Origin of the sequence: Microbacterium sp. BLY (assembly GCF_017939615.1) — a bacterium.
In the GTDB taxonomy this organism is placed as follows: Bacteria; Actinomycetota; Actinomycetes; order Actinomycetales; family Microbacteriaceae; genus Microbacterium.
Map to the genome: position 1 here is coordinate 1,045,025 of NZ_JAGKSR010000001.1, position 20,000 is coordinate 1,065,024.

General features: G+C 71.5%; 19 protein-coding genes and 1 pseudogene. 10 read left to right on the forward strand and 10 right to left on the reverse strand.

Annotated elements, in window-relative coordinates; genetic code table 11:
• Positions 1-53 precede the first annotated feature (53 nt).
• The 5 genes and pseudogenes from KAF39_RS05310 to KAF39_RS05325 form a co-directional block, all read right to left on the reverse strand.
• Positions 54-848 (reverse strand): SDR family NAD(P)-dependent oxidoreductase, encoded by a 795-nt coding sequence (locus KAF39_RS05310; protein ID WP_210676285.1) that lies wholly within the window; start codon positions 846-848, stop codon positions 54-56.
• Positions 849-1,126: 278 nt separating this feature from the next.
• On the reverse strand, positions 1,127-2,149 hold the full coding sequence (locus tag KAF39_RS05315) for a Gfo/Idh/MocA family protein (RefSeq protein WP_210676286.1): 1,023 nt from the start codon (positions 2,147-2,149) through the stop codon (positions 1,127-1,129).
• Positions 2,146-2,799: a Gfo/Idh/MocA family protein gene (locus tag KAF39_RS15915; protein WP_246878469.1), complete on the reverse strand. Its 654-nt coding sequence runs from the start codon at positions 2,797-2,799 to the stop codon at positions 2,146-2,148. The genes KAF39_RS05315 and KAF39_RS15915 overlap by 4 nt, the downstream gene beginning before the upstream one ends.
• 24 nt (positions 2,800-2,823) lie before the next feature.
• A pseudogene (locus KAF39_RS15920) lies at positions 2,824-3,177 on the reverse strand (Gfo/Idh/MocA family protein); the annotation flags it as partial.
• Entirely contained in the window at positions 3,156-4,325 is a 1,170-nt protein-coding gene (locus KAF39_RS05325; protein WP_210676288.1) for an ROK family protein, read from the reverse strand. The pseudogene KAF39_RS15920 and the gene KAF39_RS05325, both read right to left, overlap by 22 nt.
• A gap of 186 nt (positions 4,326-4,511) precedes the next feature.
• Between KAF39_RS05325 and KAF39_RS05330 the strand changes: the two genes are divergently transcribed.
• From KAF39_RS05330 to KAF39_RS05365, 8 genes are all read left to right on the forward strand, one after another.
• Entirely contained in the window at positions 4,512-5,753 is a 1,242-nt protein-coding gene (locus tag KAF39_RS05330; RefSeq protein ID WP_210676289.1) for an ABC transporter substrate-binding protein, read from the forward strand.
• A gap of 64 nt (positions 5,754-5,817) precedes the next feature.
• Positions 5,818-6,723, forward strand: a complete 906-nt coding sequence (locus KAF39_RS05335; RefSeq protein ID WP_210676290.1) for a carbohydrate ABC transporter permease — start codon at positions 5,818-5,820, stop codon at positions 6,721-6,723.
• Entirely contained in the window at positions 6,720-7,625 is a 906-nt protein-coding gene (locus tag KAF39_RS05340) for a carbohydrate ABC transporter permease (RefSeq protein ID WP_210676291.1), read from the forward strand. Before KAF39_RS05335 ends, KAF39_RS05340 begins: the two co-directional genes overlap by 4 nt.
• A 21-nt stretch (positions 7,626-7,646) precedes the next feature.
• The gene (locus KAF39_RS05345; protein ID WP_210676292.1) at positions 7,647-8,681 is read left to right on the forward strand and encodes an NAD(P)-dependent oxidoreductase; all 1,035 of its coding nucleotides are present in this window, start codon (positions 7,647-7,649) and stop codon (positions 8,679-8,681) included.
• Positions 8,681-9,766 (forward strand): dihydrodipicolinate synthase family protein, encoded by a 1,086-nt coding sequence (locus KAF39_RS05350; RefSeq protein WP_210676293.1) that lies wholly within the window; start codon positions 8,681-8,683, stop codon positions 9,764-9,766. Before KAF39_RS05345 ends, KAF39_RS05350 begins: the two co-directional genes overlap by 1 nt.
• On the forward strand, positions 9,763-10,776 hold the full coding sequence (locus KAF39_RS05355) for a hydroxyacid dehydrogenase (RefSeq protein WP_210676294.1): 1,014 nt from the start codon (positions 9,763-9,765) through the stop codon (positions 10,774-10,776). Before KAF39_RS05350 ends, KAF39_RS05355 begins: the two co-directional genes overlap by 4 nt.
• Positions 10,773-11,699: a GNAT family N-acetyltransferase gene (locus KAF39_RS05360; RefSeq protein WP_210676295.1), complete on the forward strand. Its 927-nt coding sequence runs from the start codon at positions 10,773-10,775 to the stop codon at positions 11,697-11,699. The genes KAF39_RS05355 and KAF39_RS05360 overlap by 4 nt, the downstream gene beginning before the upstream one ends.
• 104 nt (positions 11,700-11,803) lie before the next feature.
• Positions 11,804-13,957, forward strand: a complete 2,154-nt coding sequence (locus tag KAF39_RS05365; RefSeq protein ID WP_210676296.1) for a peptidase C14 — start codon at positions 11,804-11,806, stop codon at positions 13,955-13,957.
• 126 nt (positions 13,958-14,083) lie between these two features.
• Here the strand turns inward: KAF39_RS05365 and KAF39_RS05370 are convergent, their stop codons facing one another.
• Both KAF39_RS05370 and KAF39_RS05375 read right to left on the reverse strand, forming a co-directional pair.
• The gene (locus KAF39_RS05370) at positions 14,084-14,341 is read right to left on the reverse strand and encodes a hypothetical protein (protein WP_210676297.1); all 258 of its coding nucleotides are present in this window, start codon (positions 14,339-14,341) and stop codon (positions 14,084-14,086) included.
• Positions 14,342-14,367: 26 nt separating this feature from the next.
• Positions 14,368-15,279 (reverse strand): NAD(P)/FAD-dependent oxidoreductase, encoded by a 912-nt coding sequence (locus KAF39_RS05375; protein WP_210676298.1) that lies wholly within the window; start codon positions 15,277-15,279, stop codon positions 14,368-14,370.
• A gap of 77 nt (positions 15,280-15,356) precedes the next feature.
• On the opposite strand from KAF39_RS05375, the gene KAF39_RS05380 reads away from it, so the two are divergent.
• Positions 15,357-15,941: an XRE family transcriptional regulator gene (locus tag KAF39_RS05380; protein ID WP_307805089.1), complete on the forward strand. Its 585-nt coding sequence runs from the start codon at positions 15,357-15,359 to the stop codon at positions 15,939-15,941.
• 24 nt (positions 15,942-15,965) lie between these two features.
• On the opposite strand, the gene KAF39_RS05385 is transcribed toward KAF39_RS05380, so the two are convergent.
• Genes KAF39_RS05385 through KAF39_RS05395 form a run of 3 tightly spaced genes read right to left on the reverse strand, consistent with a single transcriptional unit; the run spans position 15,966 to position 18,403 of the window.
• Complete coding sequence (locus KAF39_RS05385) at positions 15,966-16,877, reverse strand: phosphotransferase (protein ID WP_210676299.1); 912 nt, start codon at positions 16,875-16,877, stop codon at positions 15,966-15,968.
• A gap of 24 nt (positions 16,878-16,901) precedes the next feature.
• A complete protein-coding gene (locus KAF39_RS05390) occupies positions 16,902-17,756 on the reverse strand; it encodes an SDR family NAD(P)-dependent oxidoreductase (protein WP_307805090.1) in 855 nt (284 codons plus the stop codon).
• On the reverse strand, positions 17,753-18,403 hold the full coding sequence (locus KAF39_RS05395) for a GntR family transcriptional regulator (RefSeq protein WP_210676300.1): 651 nt from the start codon (positions 18,401-18,403) through the stop codon (positions 17,753-17,755). The genes KAF39_RS05390 and KAF39_RS05395 overlap by 4 nt, the downstream gene beginning before the upstream one ends.
• 150 nt (positions 18,404-18,553) lie before the next feature.
• Here KAF39_RS05395 and KAF39_RS05400 point away from each other — a divergent pair, with 150 nt between their 5' ends.
• On the forward strand, positions 18,554-19,915 hold the full coding sequence (locus KAF39_RS05400) for an MFS transporter (RefSeq protein WP_210676301.1): 1,362 nt from the start codon (positions 18,554-18,556) through the stop codon (positions 19,913-19,915).
• The last annotated feature ends 85 nt before the right edge of the window (positions 19,916-20,000 follow it).

Genomic DNA, 20,000 nt, shown 5'->3' on the forward strand with positions numbered 1-20,000 from the left:
CCCGAACGGTTCCATCCGGGTCGGAGATGGAGCACAGTGCGCGATTCGAAATGTCAGGGGACGATCGCGTCGATGTAACCGCCGTCGACCCGGACGGCGGCACCGGTCGTCGCCGAGGCGAGGGGAGACGCGAGGTAGGCGACCATGTTCGCGATCTCCTCCGGCTCGATCAGCCGCTGCAGCAGCGACTGCGGACGGTGCACGCGCATGAACTCACGCTGCGCTTCCTCCCACGGCAGCTCCGGATCCACGAGCGAGTACACGAAGTCCTCCACGCCGCCGGTGTGGGTCGGCCCCGCGAGCACGGAGTTCACCGTCACGCCGGTGCCGGCCGCTTCCTTCGCGAAGCCCCGGGACACGGCGAGCAACGCGGTCTTCGACATCCCGTAGTGGATCATCTCCGCGGGGATCACCACCGCGGAGTCGCTGGCGATGTCGAGCACCCGTCCCCAGCCGCGGGCCATCATTCCGGGCAGGGTCGCGCGGATGAGCCGGACGGCGGCGAGCACGTTCACCTCGAAGTACCGCCGCCACTCGTCGTCGGAGATCTCGAGAGCCGGGGTGGCCCCGAAGATGCCGAGGTTGTTGACGAGGACGTCCACATCTCCGACGGCGGCGAGGACCGCCGCGGCGCCGTCCTCCGTGGTGACGTCGCCGGGGGCGGGGACGAGGTTCCGCTCCGGATTCTCGTCCTGCAGCGCGGCGATGACCGACGACACGGTCTCGGGGTTCCTGCCGTTGATGGCCACCCGCGCGCCGGCGTCGGCCAGGGTCGTCGCGACGGCGAGCCCGATGCCCTGGGTGGAACCCGTGACGAGGGCGGTCTTTCCGTCGAGGTCGATGCGCATGCTCTCTCCTCCGTGTCGCAGCGGCATCCGGTGCAACACCCGCCGCGCCGGTTTCATGCCCACCCCTTCGCTCCGGGACGGGAGGGGCTGGGACTCCGGCATGCGCGCACCGTCCCGTGCGGGACGGGAAACGTTCCTGACGAGGCGGAGCGGGGAGCGTTTTCGATCCCGCGAGGTGGGAACTCGGGGCGCGGAGAAGGGTGCGGGACGGGAAACGTGCCGGGGGAAGCCGGAAGGGGAGCGTTATTGATCCCGCACCGTGGAGGGGGGGACGGGGGTTAGAGGGGGATGGGGGTGCCGGCGCGGGAGGCGGAAAGCTGGGCGGCCTTCACGATCTCGACGGTGCGGATGCCGACGCCGGCGTCCGGCTGGGGCTGACGGCCCGCGCGGACGGCCTGCACGAACTCCTGGAGGAGCAGCGCATCGAGGTCGGCGCCGACCGGGGCCCAGGTCTCGCCGTGGGCATCGTGCCCGGCCACGCCCTTCGCGAAGGGGCTCACGGTCACGGTCCCGCGCTCGGCCACGACCTCGAGGGTCAGGCCGCCCCAGGTCGGCGAGCTCATCGGCCAGCTCCAGGAGCAGTCGATCGTGGCGATCACGCCGCTCGGATACTGGATCGTGACGAGGCCGCCGGTCTCGACGGCGAGGTCGCGGTCGCCGTGCAGGATGCTGTTCGACACGGCGCGGACGGACTGCGCCCGCTCCCCGAGGAGTTCGTCGAGGAGGTCGGCGCAGTGCACGACGTGGTCGACCAGGGCACCGCCGCCGGCCAGCGCGGGGTCGGTGAACCACGCCCGGTCCTGCGGGAGCTTGCCGTTGTTGATGCCGGTGACGCCGAGGATCGCCCCGAGACGTCCGCTGCGCAGCTCGGCGATCGCCTCGCGCACCGCGGGGGAGAAACGCACCGGGTACGCCACCATGAGCAGCACGCCCGTACGGTCGCAGGCGTCGCGCATCGCGATCGCGTCCTCGACGGTCGTCGCCAGCGGCTTCTCGCACAGCACGTGCACGCCCGCGGCGGCGGCCTGCTCGACGAGCACCCGGTGGCGGGAGTTCTCGGCGGCGATGACCACCGCGTCCGGCCCCCAGGCGAAGGCGTCCTCGTAGGTGTCGACGTATGCGACGCCGAGCTCCGCGGCGAGGGCGGCGCCGCGCGGGGCGTCATCGGGGGCGGAGGCGCCGTCGGGATCGGCGGCGATCAGTTCGACGTCGGGCATCTGCTGCAGCGCGTGCACGTAGCTGAGGGCGTGCGTGTGCGCGAACGACAGCACGGCGATCCGCAGCGGGCGGGGAGCGGTCATCGGGTGGCCTCCTCGGCGACGGCGGCGGATGATGCGGGGAGCGCGACCGGGGCTCCGGACGCGATCGAGGCGTAGGCGGCCTCGGCGACCGCCACCGCCTGGATCCCGTCCTCCGGAGACACCCGGGCGTCGCGCCCTTCGGCGATCGCGCCGACGAAGTCGGCGATCTCCGCGTAGTACGGGCTCTCCTCCGGCGACATCGGCGGCAGGTAGTCGCTCGCGCCCTCGACGAGCACGGCGTCGGTGCGCAGCGTGTGGTCTTCGGCGCTGTCGTAGCGCAGCCGTCCCTCCGAACCCGCGACCTCGACGCTCGTGCGGAACGGCATGCCGGGCTGCACCCAGCTCGCGTGCACGTGGCTGATGACCCCGCTGCGGTGGGTGAGCACGACATGCGCCGTGACCGGGGCCGGCACGCGGTCGTCGACCGTGGGCGGGTTCTGCACGGCGGAGACGCTGTCGACCGGACCGGCGAACCACAGCGCCTGGTCGATGTCGTGGATCATGAGGTCGCGGATGACGCCGCCGCCCGCGCGCTCCGAGAAGAACCAGGGCGCCTGGGGGGCCGAGCCGAGGCGGCGGAAGCGCTGCACGGCGGGGGTGCCGATCTGGCCGGCGTCGATGCCGGCCTTGATCCGGGCGTACTCCCCCATGTAGCGGACGACGTGCGCGGGGAACAGCCGCACACCCGCGGCCGCGGCGGCGGCGGTCACCTCGGCGGCGGCCTCCGCGGTCGCGGCGAGCGGCTTCTCGCAGATCACGTCGAGCCCGCGGGCGATGGCGCGCAGGGCGAAGTCGGCGTGGGTGCTGCTGGGGGTGACGATGTCGACGAGGTCGACCTTCGCGAGGAGCGCATCGACGTCGGGCACGACCTCGAACCCGTACTCGGCGGCGATCTCCTCCGCGCCCTCCTTCGAGGTGACGAAGCCCTGCACCCCGAGCGCCCGCCAGGCGTCGGCGTGCACACGGGAGATGCCGCCCGCGCCGATGAGTCCGACCTTCAACGTGCTCACTGCTTCTCCTCGGTGTCGTCGCCGGCCGCGGGGTCGTGCGGCAAGGGGGTGATGGGCGGGGCCGGCATGTCTTCGATGCCGTAGATGTCGCCGGGGTGCCGTTGGAACGCGTGCACGACGGCGCCGTGGGCGGCGGCCTCCGCGCCCAGCCGTGCCTCCGCGAGCGGCACCTGGAACGGCAGTCCGAGGTGCCCGGGGAGGGCGGCGCGCAGGGGATCGAGCAGCTGTTCGTGCGCGGCCGAGAGCCCGCCGCCGATCACGACCATCGCGGGATCGACCGTCATGATGAGGGTCGCGATCCCGTGGGCGAGCTCGTCGATGAAGCCGTCGAGCTCCTCGCGGGCGGCCTGCTCTCCGCTGCGCGCCCGGGCGAACACCTCGGCGGCGGTCGGAGCGGTGCGCCACGAGATCTGCCCGGTCTCGGTGTTGAGGCCGCGGAACGCGAGACGGCCGATGTCGCCGGCGGCGTTGTGGATGCCGCGGCGCGGCCGGCCCCCGAGGATCAGGCCCATGGCGATGCGGTTGCCGACCGACAGGTAGATGACGTCGTCGACGAGCTGCGCGACGCCGAGGTGGTGCTCGGCGACGGCGGCGAGCCGCACGCCGTTGTCGACGGCCACGGGGCAGCCGAACGCCTGGCGCAGCTGCGAGCCGATGTCGATGCCGGACCACTCCGGGATCACGACCGAGGTGGTGACGCGCCCGTCGTCGTCGACGATGCCGGGGAGCGAGACGCCGATCGCCCGCAGACCGGTCCGTGGCAGCGGGATCCGGGCGAGCGTGCGGCGGACGTCATCGATCACGGCGGCGAGCTTGGCCGGGCCGTCGGCATGATCCGCGACTCCGAGGAAGGTGCGCTGGGCGATGACCACGCCGGCGAGGTCGGCGACGACGACGCGCACACTGGCGACGCCGATGTCCACGCCCACCACCACGCCGGCGGCGGCGTGGAACGAGTAGCGGCGGGCGGGCCGACCGGCGCCTCCGCCGATCTGCGCGGGGGCGTCGACGAGCAGGCCGGAGTCGGAGAGCACCGCCACGGCGTTCTCGACGGAGGTGCGGGAGACCTCGAGCGACCGCGAGAGGTCGCTGACGGTCGCCGGTCCGGCGTCGCGCAGCCGGAGTGCGGACCGCGCCACGATCGAGAGCGGACTGGTCGCGCCCATCGGGTCCCTCCTTCGTCTCCGCCGTTGGTGCGATCAAATTAGCACACCCGATTCTCAGATCGAGGATTGGTGTTCACGGCCGGGAAACACGGTGGAAACATGCCTCTGAGAACTTGTGCTTGACGAATTATCCAAAGCCAATGTCATAATGAACCGTACTCAGCACGGTTTACGCAAAGGAGCACCATGCGCGTCAGCAAGATCACCGGCGTCGTCGCGGGAGTCGCGGCCGCCACCCTGTTGGCCGGATGTTCGGCCGGCGGAGGCAACACCGCAGAGGGCGAGCAGGACATCACGGTCTGGCTCTACCCGGTCATCGCCGACGAGGCGGTGCACAAGGACTTCTGGGACTCGACCATCGAGGCGTTCGAGAAGGAGAACGAGAACGTCAACGTGAAGTACGAGATCTTCCCGTGGGCGAACCGTGACGAGGCTCTGCAGACGGCGATCGCCGCCGGCAAGGGCCCCGACGTCGTCTACCTCATCCCCGACCAGCTCGCGGCGTACCAGAAGTCGATCGCCCCGCTCAACGACCTGCTCAGCGAGGAGCGCCAGGGCGACCTGCTCCCCAACGTCAAGGAGTCGGTCACGCTCGGCGGCGACCTCCTCGGCGCCCCGATCCTCACCAGCGCGCAGCCGCTCATCTGCAACGCCGCCGCCTTCGAGGCGGCCGGCGTGACCGAGTACCCGGAGACCTGGGACGACATCGTCGAGATGGCTCCCGCCTTCGTCGACAAGGGCATGTACGCCCTGAACTACCCGGCCTCCGCCGAGAACACCCTCAACCTCACCTACTACCCGCTGCTGTGGCAGGCGGGCGGCGAGGTCTACACCGAGGACGGCGAGGTCGGCTTCGACAGCAAGGCCGGCGAGAAGGCCCTCACGTTCCTCAGCGACCTGGCCGAGGAGGGTGCGCTCGACCCGGAGGCCCTCACGACCAACGTCCCGCTCGAGCAGACCGCCATCGCCCAGGGCAAGGTGGCCTGCACCTGGAACAACGCCGTGACCGAGGTCGCGCCGTTCTGGGGCGAGGAGAACGTCAAGGTGCTCGCGCCGCTGACCGAGAAGGAGTCCGTGGCCTACGGCACCGTCGGCTCGCTCTCCGTGCTCAAGGGCTCGAAGGCCCCCGAGGCCGCCGCCGCGTTCGCCGAGTTCGCGACGGGCGCCGACGTCGTCGAGCCGTACCTGAAGGCCGCCGGCTTCTTCTCGGCGCTCAGCACGACCGAGCCGCTCTACGCCGACGACCCGCTCCTCGGCGAGGTCGAGAAGTACGTGCCCGACACCACGGTGGGCGAGCTCGACGCCAGCTCCCGCGCGCTCATGGGTGTGCTCTCCCCGGAGATCCAGGCCGCCCTGCTCGGCCAGAAATCCCCGGCCGACGCCCTCAAGGACGCCGCGGCCGCCGCAGCCCCGCTGCTGCAGAAGTGACACCCGGGGGCGTGCGGGTACCCGCCGCACGCCCCCTTCCCGCCCCCCACGTGAGGAATCGACAATGACGACGGCCACCACGGCGCCGAAGCCCGCAGGGCGCGTCGCCCGGGTGCTCGCCCGACGGGAAGCGCGCGTCGCGTTCCTGTTCGTGCTCCCCGCCTTCCTGCTGTTCATCGCCTTCCGCTTCGGCCCGAGCATCGCGGGTGTGGCGCTGAGCTTCTTCGACTACGACATCTCCGGCGAGATCGCCTGGCGCGGCCTCGACCACTTCCAGCGCCTCGTCGCCGATCCGCTGTTCTGGCGGGCGTTGGGGACCACGCTCATCTACACGGTCTTCGCCGTGCCGATCGCGCTGGTGCTGTCGACGATCATGGCCCTCGGCGTGCGGCGGGCCTTCCGCGGGGCCCGGTTCTTCCGCTCCATCTTCTTCCTCCCCGTCATCACCTCCCTCGTGCTGGCCGGCTCGATCTTCGTGTGGATCTTCTCGGCGAACGGCCCCTGGTCGGCGCTGATGGAGCCGCTCGGACTCGGCGGCTCCTGGCTCGGGAGCACCGTGCTCGTCATCCCCGCGATCGTCGTCGTCGGCGTCTGGTCGCGGTTCGGCTACGGGATGATGATCCTCATCGCCGCGCTGCAGGACGTGCCGCGTGAGCTGGAGGAAGCGGCGCTCGTCGACGGCGCGAACGCCTGGCAGCGCTTCCGGTGGATCATCCTGCCGCACCTGCGCCCCACGTTCTTCTTCCTCGCGGTGATCGAGACGACGGCCGCCTTCCAGGTCTTCGACGTCATCTACGTGATGACCCAGGGCGGGCCGGCGAACGCCAGCTACTCGCTCGTCTACATGCTGTACGACCAGGGCTTCCGCTACTTCGACTACGGCTACGCGGCCGCCGTCGGCGTCGCCCTGTTCGTCATGACCCTCGTGGTCGCCCTCATCCAGCGCCTCGTGATCGGAAAGCAGAAATGACCGCCCTCCTGCAGCCGCCGACGCAGACGACGCCGCCCGCGACCCGTCCCACCGCGCGGAAGCGCCGCTCGTTCCGCGCGCTCGAGCCGACCGGCTGGGGCATCGCCGTCCGCTGGATCTGGCTGAGCCTCGCCGGCATCCTCAGCTTCTTCCCCTTCTACGCGATGGTCGTGCTGAGCCTGAAGCCGGGCATGCTCGTCGAGCTCCCCGGCTCGCTGCTCCCCTGGAACGACATCTCCTTCGATGCGTACGAGCAGGTGCTCGGCGGGCAGAACATCATCGTCTGGCTGTTCAACACGCTCGTCTACTCGCTCGTGTCGGTCGTGGCCGTGCTGTTCCTCTCCGCGCTCGCCGGGTACGCCTTCGCCAAGAAGCGCTTCCGCGGCAAGGAGGTCATGTTCTGGTCGTTCCTGGCGATGGTCATGGTGCCGTTCCACGTGACGCTGATCCCGACGTTCATCCTGATGGCGAACCTCGGCGGCATCGACACCTATTGGGGCCTCATCCTGCCCACGCTCGCGAACGCGCAGGCCGTCTTCCTCATGCGCCAGTTCATCCAGGGTCTTCCCGATGAGCTCTTCGAGGCCGCCCGCATCGACGGTGCCGGCGAGTTCCGCATCTTCCTGCGGATCGTGCTGCCGCTGTGCAAGCCGATCCTCGCGACGCTCGGGATCTTCGTCTTCCTGTGGCACTGGAACGACTTCCTCTGGCCGCTCATCATCGCCAAGTCCAACTCGATGTTCACCCTCACCGTGGGCATCTCGTCGCTGCAGCAGCAGGATGTGCCGCTCAGCACCATGCTCGCCGGCTCCGTCGTGGCGTTGCTGCCGATCTTCCTCGCGTACCTCATCGCTCAGCGGTACGTGCAGGAGGGCGTCACCGGCACCGGGATCAAGGGCTGAGAAGAAGGGAACCGCACGACAATGACGCAGTACGCATTCGCCTCCGAGGCCGAGCTCGAGGAGGCGCTGGCCACCCCGAGCGACGGGCTCGTGGCCGACCTCGCCCAGGGCTCCGGAGACCTCGTGATCCTCGGCGCCGGCGGCAAGATGGGACCGACCCTGGCGATGCTCGCCCGACGCGGTCTGGACGCCGCGGGTCGCACCGGCGACGCCGTGTACGCGGTGTCCCGCTTCGGCGACGCCGCCATCCGCGAGCGCCTGGAGGCGGCGGGTGTGCGCGTCGTGCCCTTCGACCTCATCGAGAACGACGACCTCTCCGGCCTCCCCGACGCGCCGAACGTGGCGTTCATGGTGGGCGCGAAGTTCGGTGCCGCGACCAACGCCTCCTGGGCCTGGGAGGTCAACGCGGCTCTTCCCGACCGCATCGCCCGACGCTACCGGGACAGCGCGATCTCGGTGCTCTCCACCGGGAACGTCTACCCGTTCGTCCCCGCCTCGTCCGGGGGCGCCGCCGAGGAGACCGCGCCCGCGCCGATCGGCGAGTACGCGCAGTCCTGCCTCGGCCGGGAGCGCGTGTTCGAGTTCGGGGCGCAGGAGCGCGGCACGAAGGTCGCGATCATCCGCCTGAACTACGCCGTCGACCTCCGCTACGGGGTGCTCGCCGACATCGGCAGCGCCGTGCACGCCGGGGAGCCGGTGTCCGTCGCCACCGCCAACGTCAACGTGATCTGGCAGGGCTACGCGAACGAGGTCGTGCTGCGGAGCCTGGTGCATGCCTCGACCGACCCCTTCGTCATCAACCTCACCGGGCCGGAGCTGCTCAGCGTCTCGTCGATCGCCCACCGTTTCGGTGCGCTGTTCGAGAAGGAGATCGAGATCGTCGACGAGCCCCAGCCGACCGCGCTGCTCAGCGACGCCCGGCGCTGCATGGCCCTGTTCGGCTACCCGTCGGTCTCGGCCGAGGAGCTCATCCGCATGCAGGCCGACTGGATCAGCGACGGACTGCCGATGATCGCCAAGCCCACCAAGTGGGCCGTGCGGGACGGGAAGTTCTGATGACCGACTCCGCCGCACGGACGGCCACCGTGCCGTCGCTGCGCCCCGAAGCCGCCGCGACCCTCGCCCGTGGCGCCGTCATCCCGGCCCATCCGCTCGCCCTCACCGCCGCGCGCACGCTCGACGAACGGCGGCAGCGGGCGCTGTCCCGCTACTACCTCGACGCCGGGGCCGGAGGCCTCGCCGTCGGCGTGCACACGACCCAGTTCGAGATCCGCGACCCGGAGCACGCGCTCTTCGAGCCGGTGCTCGCGCTGGCCGCGGAGGAGATGGACGCCCGCGACGACGCGACCCTCGTGCGCATCGCCGGAGTGGCGGGCGACACGGCCCAGGCGGTCGCCGAGGCGGAGCTCGCCCGCTCCCTCGGCTACGACGCCGTGCTGGTGAGTCCCCGCGTCGCGGGTGCGGACGAGCGTGCCCTGCTCGACCGTGCCCGCGCCGTCGGTGAGGTGCTGCCGCTGGTCGGCTTCTACCTGCAGACCGCGATCGGCGGTCCCGTGCTCGACCGCGAGTTCTGGCGGGAGTTCGCCGCGATCCCGTCGGTCGTCGCCGTGAAGGCCGCGCCGTTCGACCGCTACCGCACGCTGGAGCTCGTGCGGGGCGTCGCCGCCTCGGGCCGCGCCGACGAGATCGCGCTGTACACGGGCAACGACGACGCGATCGTCGCCGACCTGCTCTCCGAGTTCCACGTGGACTCCCCGTCCGGACGGCGCACCCTCCGCTTCGTCGGCGGGCTGCTCGGCCAGTGGGCCGTGGGCACGCAGGCCGCGGTCACCCTGCTCGAGCGGGCGCACCGGGCCCTCGCCGGAGACGCGGAGGCCTACCGCGAGGTGGGGCGCCGGGCATCCGACATGGTGGACGTGAACCAGGCCGTGTTCGATCCGGGCAACGACTTCCGTGGCGTCATCGCGGGCGTGCACGAGATGCTGCGCCAGCAGGGACTCCTCGAGGGGATCTGGTGCCTGGATCCCGACGAGGGCCTGTCGCCGGGCCAGGCCGAGGAGATCGCGCGCGTCCGGCAGGCGTACCCGGAGCTGAACGACGACGCCTTCATCGCCGAGAACCTCGAGGCCTGGCTGCGATGACCGCGGGGGCGAGCGCTCCGACCGTGGTCGCGGTCGTCTCCGCGGAGCTCTTCGCGGAGTTCTTCACCCCGGCCGATGCGGCGCGCCTGGAGGCCGTCGCGGCGCGGCTCGGCGGCACGTTCGCCCGCGTGGACCGGCTCGCGGATGCGGTGTGCGACGAGGCCCGCGTCGTGGTGACGAGCTGGGGTGTGGGTCCTTTCGACCACGCGGTGCTCGCCACGCTCCCGAAGCTCGAGCTCATCGCGCACACCGGGGCCACGATCAAGCCGTTCGCGACCGACGAGCTGTTCGACCGCGGCGTGCGGGTGACGCAGGCCGGAGCGGGGATGGCCCGGTCGGTGGCGGAGGTGTCGCTGACCTTCACGCTCGCGCTGCTGCACCGGGTGCCCGAGATGCACGACGCGCTGCGCACCGGAAGCGGCTGGTGGGACGCGGAGGCCGTCGGGGTGCAGCACGAGATCCTCGGCGCCCCCGTCGCGGTCATCGGGGCCTCCCGCACCGGCCGGGCCTACCTCGCGCTGCTCCGTGCCCTGGGCGCCGAGCCGCTGCTCGTCGATCCGACCCTGGAGGCGGCGGAGGCGGCGTCCCTCGGCGCGGAGCTCGTCCCGCTCGACGAGGCGCTCCGTCGCGCGCGGATCGTCGCGGTGCACGCCCCGACGCTGCCGGAGACGCATCACCTGATCGGCGCGCGCGAACTCGCCCTGATGCCGGACGGCGCGGGCCTGGTGAACACGGCGCGCTCATGGCTCGTCGACGAGGCCGCCCTACTCGCCGAGCTCCAGCGCGGCCGGTTGAGCGCCGCGATCGACGTGTTCGACGAGGAGCCCCTGCCCGCGGACAGCCCCTTCCGCTCGGCACCGCGCGTGCTGCTCACCCCGCACCGGGCAGCCGGCACCCGGGAGGGGCGGCTGCGCCAGGGGCGGATCGTCGCCGACGAGCTCGACGCCTTCGCCGCGGGGCAGCCCCTCGGGCACGCCGTCGACCGCGCCCAGCTCTCCTCGATGGCATGAGCACCGTGGACGTCCGACCGGCACGCGCGGAGGACCAATCCGCCCTCGCGACGCTGTGGGCGGCCGCGTTCACGCCGCCCCTCGCGCCCGACCAGTGGCTGGTGGACGACGAGCGGCTGGATCACACGATCGTCGCCGCCGACGACGAGGGCGTGTGCGGGTCGATCTACGGGCTGCCGAAGCGCCTGCGGGAAGCGGACGGCGGCGTGGCGCAGGTGCACGCGATCGGCAGCGTCGCGGTCGCCGAGCGGGCCCGCGGTCGCGGTCTCGCTCGCCGGCTCGTGGCCGCCACCCTCGACGCCGCCGGCGACGCCGACTGGGCGCTGCTGTTCACCGGCACACCGGACGTGTACCGCTCCAGCGGGTTCGAGACCTTCCCGATGCCCCGCACTCTCGCCGGACCGTGGACAGCGCCGGGTGCTGACGCGGAGTCCGCGGCGATCGGACGCGAGACCGTCGGCCTGGGCACCCTGGGTCCGCTGCGCGACGCCTACGAACGCTCGCGTGCTGGCGAGGTCGTGCTCGCGCCCGTGCGCAGCGACCGCGACTGGACGATGGCGGAGATCCGTCTGCGCGGCGCGACGCTCTACCGGCGGGAGGAGGCCGGGGCCACGGTCGGCTACGCGATCGCCGAGGTGCGCGGCGGGCTCGGCCTGCTGCACGAGAGCGCCGCCGACCCCACCGCGCCCGACCCGGATGCCGTGCGCCGCACCCTGCTCGAAGCCGTGGCCGCCGACTGGGCCGCAGCGGGCGTCCGCACCTGTGACCTGGCGGTGCCCGCGCTCGCCGCGGAGGAGGCCGCCATCCGGGCTTTCGCTCCCGCGGCCGTGCGCCAGGACGACCGCACCGGGATGATCCGTCCGCTGCGACGCGAGGCCCGGGTGGACGGCATCCGCCACTTCACGGCGGGCGACTACTTCTGAGCATCCGCTCGGAGAGCGCTGGGGATCGGGGACTGATCGGTGACCGCGATCCGGCCGAGGGCCGGACGCCTGACCGCGGCGAGGACGCCGCAAGGAGGATGAGCATGACCCAGCTGGACACCACCACCGAGACTGCGGCGATGCGCAGTCGACGGATGCTGCTCGCCGGATTCGGCGCCGCCGCCCTGGGCGGGGTCGCGGCGATCGGCGCCCCCGCCGCCGCCCAGGCCGCAGGACCCGCCGTGCCGCAGGATGCGTCGGGCTCGAAGAACGTCGCGCACGGCGGCGTCGCCACCGCCCTCGCGACGCGCAAGGGAAAGGACGGCGACCTCGTGCGCACGAGCGGCTACGCCGCCCCCGGCGACGGCGGCGACGGGCTCTACCGGTTCGTGAAGAAGGACGCCCCCGCGGCCAACGGCGGCACGGTGCTCGCCGGGCCCAAGGGCGGCGCCTGGGTGCTCGTGCACGACGGCACCGTCGACTTCCGGAAGTTCGGCATCATGGACGCCTCCGTCCCCGCTGACGACGCGCTCGACGCGATGGTGGGCGACGCTCGGGTGCGGCGCGTGGAGGCGCACACCGACCTCAACTTCGTCCGCCGGCACAAGTTCTCCCGGTCGAACATCGCCTTCGACTTCGGGCACCACCTCATGACGACCGAGGGCATCGAGAACGCCGGGAAGGACGACCCCTTCGCGGCCGTCATGTTCTTCCGCGGCGAGGTGACCGACGCGGTGCAGGAGGCGAAACTCGGCGAGGACGTGCCCGACCTCGCCGACATCTTCCCCGTCGCCGACTCGTCGTTCTTCGCGGTCGGGGAGTGGTACGCCGCCGAGGTCAACGCGCTGTCGGGCCGCTGGGAGCGCGAGCTGCAGCGGCTGGTGCAGGTGACCCAGATCGTCGACGGCCGGCACATCCGCGTGAACTACAAGAACGGCTGGCCGCTCGGCAAGGACCGCACGATGACGTGGCGGCACGTGAAGCCGGTGCAGGACGTGACGGTGTCCAACCTCAAGTTCCTCGGCAAGGGGACGGACGAGTACACCGGGTCGCACCCGCTGGCGTTCGAGTACGCGGTGCGCTGCGACGTCGACCACATCGACGGGACGGCGACGTTCTGGCCGCTGATCCAGCGTCGGTGGAACACGTACTTCACCACGGAGAGCTGCACCCTGAAGAACCCGACCTCCGTCACGTGGGGCGGCGCGGGGTACCTGACGCAGCAGATCTACTGCCTGTACGGGTACGTCGCCAACTGCCACACGGCCAACGCCCGCCACCTCAACGACTTCACCGCGAGCGCCTACTGCCTCGTGGAGAACTGCCACGGCGACGGCGATGACCAGGGTCCCTTCGTCACGCACGGCCAGTACGAGCACGACCTCACCTACACGGGCAACTCCGGACTCATGACGTTCGCGAACTCCGGCGCCGCGTGGGGGTCGGCCGCGAAGCGCATCACCGTCCGCAAGCACGTGTGCTCGTGGTTCGTCGCGCGCGTGCGCATCACCGACCTGACACTGGAGGACGTGCAGGTGATCGGCAAGCCCTCGCTGTCCGGCTCGGGGATGCTGTGGATCAACGCGGACGGTGCGCAGCTGCGCGGCTGCACCGCCTCGGACACGCTCATCATCACCCAGGCCTCCGACAACTCCGCCCGGCCGACGGTGATCGCCGACTCCCACTTCACGTTCGTCGCCCCCGGTGAGCTCACGAACGCGACGGTGAAGACCCCGGTGACGTTCGTCGACACCGTGCTCGACCGGGTCGGCGGCATGAAGATCAACGGCCCCGCGGCCGTGGCCTTCCGCGGCTCGACGCTCACCGCGGCCGACGACGCGGCGCCCATCGCGTCCGCGACGGGAAAGCTGCGCATCGAAGGGTCCACGCTCCGCAACGCGCGTATCGCGGCCGCATCGAAGGACCGTCAGGTGATCGAGATCGCCGGATCCGAGGTGTCCGCGAAGGGTGGGACGACGGTGTCGCGGTCGGGCGCCGGCGAACTTCATCTGACACTCTCCGACAGCACGTTCCGGGCGGAGGGGTCGACCACGCATGTCGCGGTCACGAGCGGGGCCACGCACTATCGCGCGGTCGGCAACCGGTTCGAGGGCGGCGCGCTGGACCTCCGCGACGACGCGTTCGGTGCGGGGTCGTCGCTGCTGCACACCGGCAACGTCGAGGCCGGTGTCACCCGCTCGGCGTTCCCCGCTGAGGGCGACCGGGTCGTCGACACCGCCAACCTCGTCGTCGGCTGATCCCGCCGGGCACAACTCCGGAGATTCGGCGCTCCGCGCCGCCACCTCGGCCCCGCCTCGGGCGTGTCGCCGAGGATCTCCTGAGTTGTGCCCGGCGAGTGCCGGTGCCGTCGCCGCGGCATCCCCCTACTGGGTCCGGCGAGACGTCAGACGACGGAGGATCCGGCGGCGCAGCCGGTGTAGCAGCGGCATCTCGAGATAGATCACGAGCGGGACGGCGATGGTGACGAGCACCAGGGTGCGCACCACGACCGGGAGTGCCGACAACACGTCACCGAGGAGCAGGTTCAGGACGGTGAGGGTCGGGAAGACGGCGATCCAGATCATCAGGGCGAGCTGGTGCTGCGTGGGCGGTGCGGGGGTGGGGTGCGGTGCGGCGGACATGATGGTGTTCCTTCTCTCTCGGGGGTTCAGGCGCCGCGGTGGATCGCGAGCTGGGCGGCGAGGTCGTCGTCGGTGAGGTCGGCGTTGAGGGCGATCGCAGCGGCCGAGCCCTGTCCAGCGGCGGTAATGAGCTGTGCGCGCGGGTCGGCGACGTTCCCGGCGACAAAGACCCCTGGCACGCTCGTGCGTCCGCCGGAATCGTGGCGGACCCACCCGTTCTCGTCGGTCTCGCAGCCGAGGGCGCGGAGGAGGGCGTCGTGGCCGCGCATCTCGGGGCGGACGAACACCGCGGTACGCTCGACGCGGGTGCCGTCGCTCAGCTCGACGCCCTGGAGGCGGTCCGCGCTGACGACGGCCCGGGCGACCTCCCCCGAATGCACGCGGACGCCGCGCGCGTCGAGACGCTCCTGCTCGTCCGCCGTGAGCGAGCGGGTGTGGGGGAAGTAGACGACGTCGTCGGACCACTGGGCGATGAGGAGGGCGTGCGCGACCGATGCGGCCGTGCCGCCGATCACCCCGAGGGCGCGATCACGCACCTCGTAGCCGTGGCAGTACGGGCAGTGCAGCACGTCGCGCCCCCAGCGTTCGCGCAGATGCGGGATGTCGGGGATCTCGTCGCGAAGGCCCGTGCTGATCAGCACCCTCCGGGCCTCCAGCCGGCGCCCGTCGAGGGTGGCCAGGAAGCCCGGCGAGAGCTCCGCGACGCGTCCTTCGATGATCGTGCCTCCGTATCCTGCGACCTCTTCGCGGCCGCTTGCGAGCAGCGCGGCGGGCGCGGCGCCGTCGCGGGAGAGGAAGCCGTGCAGGTGCGCCGCGGGGGCGTTGCGGGGTTCCCCGGCGTCGACGATCGCGACCGTCCGTCGGGCGCGGAGCAGGACCAGGGCGGCGCTGAGGCCGGCGGCACCGCCGCCGACGATGAGCACATCGATTCTCTTCATGCGACGAGGCTCGCGCCGGAGGTGCCGGAGCGGCAAACTTCTTTGCCGTTTCCGGGAAGTCCCACCAGACTGTCGACGTGCACGATGACGAGATCGACGCGACGCTCGATGGCGTGGGCCCGCGGTTGCGGTGGCTGCGGAAGCAGCGCGGGATGACACTGACCGAGGTCGCCGCCGCGACGGGGATCTCCACGAGCACGCTCTCGCGGTTGGAGACGGGGCAACGCCGACCGAGCCTCGAACTCCTCCTCCCGCTCGCCCGCGCCCACCGGGTGCCGTTGGACGACCTCGTCGGGGCGCCCGACGTCGGCGATCCGCGCGTGCGGTTGAAGCCACGCCGCCGCCACGGCCGGATCGTCGTGCCGCTGACCCCGCACGCCGGGCCGGTCCAGGCCTGGAAGATCCTCATCCCGGGGAGCCAGGTGACTCCGCGACCTCGGGCGCACGAGGGCCGCGAATGGCTCTACGTGCTCAGCGGCACCATGCGGTTGATCCTCGGCACGCGCGACCTTCGCATGGCGGCCGGGGAGGTCGCCGAGTTCGACACGCACGTGCCGCACTGGTTCGGGAGCGCGGACGGGAAGCCCGCCGAAGTGCTCAGCCTGTTCGGCCGGCAGGGGGAACGCGTGCACGCGGGGGAGCCGGGCGACCAGGAGGAGTAGTCGTGCCCGGCGAGGCTCCGCGGGTCAGCGGACGAGCTCGGCGATCCAGTCGGTGGCGGCGATGGCCTCGCGGCGCTGGAAGTCGCGGAGCGTCGTCATCCCGGCCGGCGCAGGGAGACGGCACTTCTCGAACCAAGCGCCTCCCGCGGCGGACAGGAGCGCGATGTGGTCCGCCGTGTCGGACCCGGCGAAGACGGGATGGTCGAGCAGCGGGCGGACGTCGGCCGCGGCGTCCTCGACCCGGAGGTCGAGCAGGTAAAGGAGGGCGTCCTCCCACCCCGCACCGCGGGCCGCCCACGGCCAGTCGAGCAGTCGTGCGCGGCCGGAGGCCTCGATGAGGATGTTGTCGGCTCTGAGGTCGGCGTGCAGGAGCCGATCGCCCGCGACGGCGGTGCCCACCCGTTCCGCCGCCGTGCGGAGGAGGTCGACGTTCTGCGCGCACCACGGCGTGGTCGTCTGCAGCAACCCGGCCTCCTCCAGTCGTCGCCAGGAGCCGGAGTCGTCCTGCAACTCATCCGAGAGACGGGGAACGGTGTCCGGGGTCGAGGCACGGGACAGGGCGGCGATCGCGTCCAGGACGTGCGCGGTGTCAGGGGAGGCGGCCGAGCGCTCGGGATGACGACCCTCCACGTCTTCGATCAGGAGCACCGCCCACCCGTCCGCGGTGAAGGCGTCGACGAGGTGCGCGGCGGGCAGGGAGCGGGGGATCGCGCCGAGCACCTCGGCCTCCCGGACGTAGAGCGCGTACGTGCCGTCCGCGGACTCCTGCACCGCCTTGACGAACAGCCGCCGTCCGTCGGCGAAGGTGAGCCGTGAGGCCAGTCCCGCGGAGAATCCGCCGTCCTGCGACTGGGCCCGTGCCACCGGGGACCCGGCGAACTCCTCGACCCGGGCTCGGAGAGCAGGAGGGAGCTGAGTCCAGTCGAGGCGCGCCATCGCCCCAGCGTAGACGGCGTCTGCTCAGGCCCCGGTGAGGCCGACGAGTTCGGCGCTGCGCTGCCAGAGGGCCTCGGCGAGAGCGGGGTCGTTCACCTGCGGGTTCACGCGGGTGGTGAGGGCGCGCTCGTCGTAGTAGCTGCCAGAGATCCAGGTCTCGCCGGGGGTGCCTTCCAGGAACCAGCGCAGGGTCTCCCCGCCGCGGTCGCTGCCGATGAGCACGAGACGACGCAACGGCGTGCGGTAGACGAGGCGCATGATGCTGGACGATTCCGCGGCGAAGTTCGTCGCCACGGTGCCGGGGTGGAAGGCCACGGCGCTGAGGCCCTGTGCATGGAACTTCTCATGCAGGCTCTTCGCCATCAGGACGTTCGCGAGCTTGGCATCGCCGTAGGCCTTATTCGGGGAGAACCGGCGGGTGTTGTCGAGGTCGTCGACGTCGAGGTGGCCGAACAGGCGATGGGCGACGCTGGACGTCTGGACGACGGCGCCGCGGGCGGCGAGCAACTGCGGCAGCAGGCGGTTGGTCAGCAGGAACGGCGCGAGGTGGTTGACCTGCATGGTCTTCTCGTGGCCGTCGACCGTAGGGGTGCGGTCGCCGAAGATGCCGCCGGCGTTGTTGGCCAGCACGTCGATGCCCGTGTCGCCCACGGCGTCAGCGAGCTGCCCGGCGAGCGCGCGCACGTCGTCGAGGCGCGCGAAGTCGGCCGTGAACCACTCGGCGCCGGTTTCGTCCGCCACGGCGCGCATCTTCTCGGGTGAGCGTCCGACGAGGAGCAGGCGGTGCGGGGAGGAGGCGAGTTGGCGGGCGGCGGCGGCGCCGATGCCGTCCGAGGCGCCGGTGAGGACGATCGTGCGCGTCGCCACGTCGTCGCTCACTCCGCCGAGGGGGTGATGCGGCGGACGGCGCGGGTGACGTGCTCGGCGATCACGGCGCGCGCCTGCTCGGGGTCACCCGTGGCGATGGCGTCGACGATCTGCTGGTGGCTGCGCACGTGCTCCTCCTGCTCGGCAGGGTCGAGGGCCGAGTTGGCGGCGTGGATGAACCCGGCGATGCGACCGCGGAGCTGTGCGCTGAGCTCGTCGAGGAACCGGTGCTCGGCGAGGGCGGCGAGCGTCTCGTGGAAGAGGCGGTCCTGCCGCAGCACCTCGTCCACGTCTCCGGGGGCCGCGTCGGCCATCGCCTGGATGATCGCTCCGAGCCGCGCCGCCGACTCGTCGTTCCACCGCTCCTGCACCCGGATGGCCATGAACTGCTCGAGCACGATCCGCAGGCTGGAGATCTCCTCCAGGTCCTGCGCGCTGAGCTGGGCGACACGGGCTCCGCGGCGGGGCTCCCGGGTGATGAGGCGCTCCTCGGCCAGGCGCGTGAGGGCCTCGCGCACGGGGATGTGGCTGACGCCGAGACGGTCGGCGAGTTTGCGCTCCACGAGGCGTTCGCCGGGCGCGAGCTCGCCCGAGTGGATCGCCGCCCGCAGCTCGTCGGTGACCTGTTCGGCGATGTTCTGATCCGACACGCTGCGCATCCGGGGCCCTTCTCGATCTCGCGTGGCCCGGCACTCGTCGAGCGGGCTCCTTCGCTCGGTCGATGCTATGGCATCAGCAGGGGACTGGACAGGAGCCGCGCGGTGCTAGATGCTATAGCAAAACTCGCAATCGATGACGAAGGAGTTGTCATGTCCGGCAGAGAGACGCTCGCGCAGGCGCGCGCCGCGGAGGACGCGGTGGGAGCCGCCGCCATGAAGAAGGCGATCTGGAGGCTGGGGCCGTTCCTCGGACTGCTCTACCTCGTCGCCTACATCGACCGGAACAACGCGGGCTTCGCGAAGCTGGAGATGACCGCGGCCCTGCAGATCACCGAGGCGGCGTTCGGCTTCGCGGCCGGCATCTTCTTCATTGGCTACTTGCTGTTCGAGGTGCCGAGCAACCTGCTCCTCGAGAAGTTCGGCGCCCGCAAGTGGATCGCCCGCATCATGATCTCGTGGGGCATCGTCGCCGCCCTCACCGCCTTCGTGCAGGACGCGACGCAGTTCGCGATCGCCCGCTTCATCCTCGGCATCGCCGAGGCCGGGTTCTTCCCCGGCGTGCTGCTCTACCTCACCCTCTGGTTCCCGCGGCAGTACCGCACGCAGGTGCTCGCCGTGTTCGTGCTGTCGAACCCGATCGCCAACGCGGTCGCCGCACCGCTGTCCGGCTGGATGCTGGAGCTGCACGGACTGTGGGGGCTGGACGGCTGGCAGCTCGTCTTCCTGCTGCAGGGGATCCCTGCGGTGCTCCTCGCCTTCGTCGTGTTCTTCTGGCTGCCCGACCGTCCGCAGGACGCACGGTGGCTGAACCCCGCCGAGCAGCGCTGGATCACCGACACGCTCGCCGCGGAGACGCAGGCGACCGAGCAGCGGCACGGGCGCCTCCGCCTGGGCGAGGTCTTCCGCAACGGCCGCCTCTGGACTCTCATCGTGCTCTTCTTCGGCGTCGTATTCGGTGCCTACGGCCTGGGGATGTGGCTGCCGACGATCGTGAAGAGCATGGGCGACTTCTCGAACGCGACCACGGGGTGGCTCGTGGCGCTGCCGAACCTGTGCGCGGCCCTCGTGATGCTGCCGTGGGAGCGTGCCGCCCGGAAGCAGGGCAACATCCCGCTGCAGATCGGTATCACGCTCACCATCACCGCGCTCTCGCTCATCGCGGCGGTGGCGGCGCAGGGCACGCCGGTGCTCGCCCTCGTGGCGCTGTGCGTGGGGATGTCGGCCCTGTTCTCCACGACCCCGCTGTTCTGGAGTCTGCCGCCGATGGTGCTCACCGGGACGGCGGCCGCGGCGGGTCTCGCCTTCATCAACTCGGTGGGCAACCTCGCCGGGTTCGCGGGGCCCTACGCCATCGGCTGGATCAGCGAGACGACGGGATCGGCCATCTGGGGCCTGCTCCTGATCTCCGGGCTCACCCTGCTCGGAGCCACGATCGCCTTCGTGCTCAGCCGGCGCAGCGACTTCACCACGGCGCCCGCGCTCGCCCCGGAGTCGACCTCGCGAACCCGATGAGAGGACCGGACCGGCGGCCGTGACGAGAACGTGACCCCGCCGGTCCGATTCGCTCTAGACGGCCACCCGCTTTTGCTACATGCTA

What these genes read in the sequence shown, in the direction of transcription:
- KAF39_RS05310 (WP_210676285.1), bottom strand. Translation starts at nt 848, where the DNA reads ATGCGCATCGACCTCGACGGAAAGACCGCCCTCGTCACGGGTTCCACC.
- KAF39_RS05315 (WP_210676286.1), bottom strand. Translation starts at nt 2,149, where the DNA reads ATGACCGCTCCCCGCCCGCTGCGGATCGCCGTGCTGTCGTTCGCGCAC.
- KAF39_RS15915 (WP_246878469.1), bottom strand. Translation starts at nt 2,799, where the DNA reads ATGGGGGAGTACGCCCGGATCAAGGCCGGCATCGACGCCGGCCAGATC.
- KAF39_RS05325 (WP_210676288.1), bottom strand. Translation starts at nt 4,325, where the DNA reads ATGGGCGCGACCAGTCCGCTCTCGATCGTGGCGCGGTCCGCACTCCGG.
- KAF39_RS05330 (WP_210676289.1), top strand. Translation starts at nt 4,512, where the DNA reads ATGCGCGTCAGCAAGATCACCGGCGTCGTCGCGGGAGTCGCGGCCGCC.
- KAF39_RS05335 (WP_210676290.1), top strand. Translation starts at nt 5,818, where the DNA reads ATGACGACGGCCACCACGGCGCCGAAGCCCGCAGGGCGCGTCGCCCGG.
- KAF39_RS05340 (WP_210676291.1), top strand. Translation starts at nt 6,720, where the DNA reads ATGACCGCCCTCCTGCAGCCGCCGACGCAGACGACGCCGCCCGCGACC.
- KAF39_RS05345 (WP_210676292.1), top strand. Translation starts at nt 7,647, where the DNA reads ATGACGCAGTACGCATTCGCCTCCGAGGCCGAGCTCGAGGAGGCGCTG.
- KAF39_RS05350 (WP_210676293.1), top strand. Translation starts at nt 8,681, where the DNA reads ATGACCGACTCCGCCGCACGGACGGCCACCGTGCCGTCGCTGCGCCCC.
- KAF39_RS05355 (WP_210676294.1), top strand. Translation starts at nt 9,763, where the DNA reads ATGACCGCGGGGGCGAGCGCTCCGACCGTGGTCGCGGTCGTCTCCGCG.
- KAF39_RS05360 (WP_210676295.1), top strand. Translation starts at nt 10,773, where the DNA reads ATGAGCACCGTGGACGTCCGACCGGCACGCGCGGAGGACCAATCCGCC.
- KAF39_RS05365 (WP_210676296.1), top strand. Translation starts at nt 11,804, where the DNA reads ATGACCCAGCTGGACACCACCACCGAGACTGCGGCGATGCGCAGTCGA.
- KAF39_RS05370 (WP_210676297.1), bottom strand. Translation starts at nt 14,341, where the DNA reads ATGTCCGCCGCACCGCACCCCACCCCCGCACCGCCCACGCAGCACCAG.
- KAF39_RS05375 (WP_210676298.1), bottom strand. Translation starts at nt 15,279, where the DNA reads ATGAAGAGAATCGATGTGCTCATCGTCGGCGGCGGTGCCGCCGGCCTC.
- KAF39_RS05385 (WP_210676299.1), bottom strand. Translation starts at nt 16,877, where the DNA reads ATGGCGCGCCTCGACTGGACTCAGCTCCCTCCTGCTCTCCGAGCCCGG.
- KAF39_RS05395 (WP_210676300.1), bottom strand. Translation starts at nt 18,403, where the DNA reads ATGCGCAGCGTGTCGGATCAGAACATCGCCGAACAGGTCACCGACGAG.
- KAF39_RS05400 (WP_210676301.1), top strand. Translation starts at nt 18,554, where the DNA reads ATGTCCGGCAGAGAGACGCTCGCGCAGGCGCGCGCCGCGGAGGACGCG.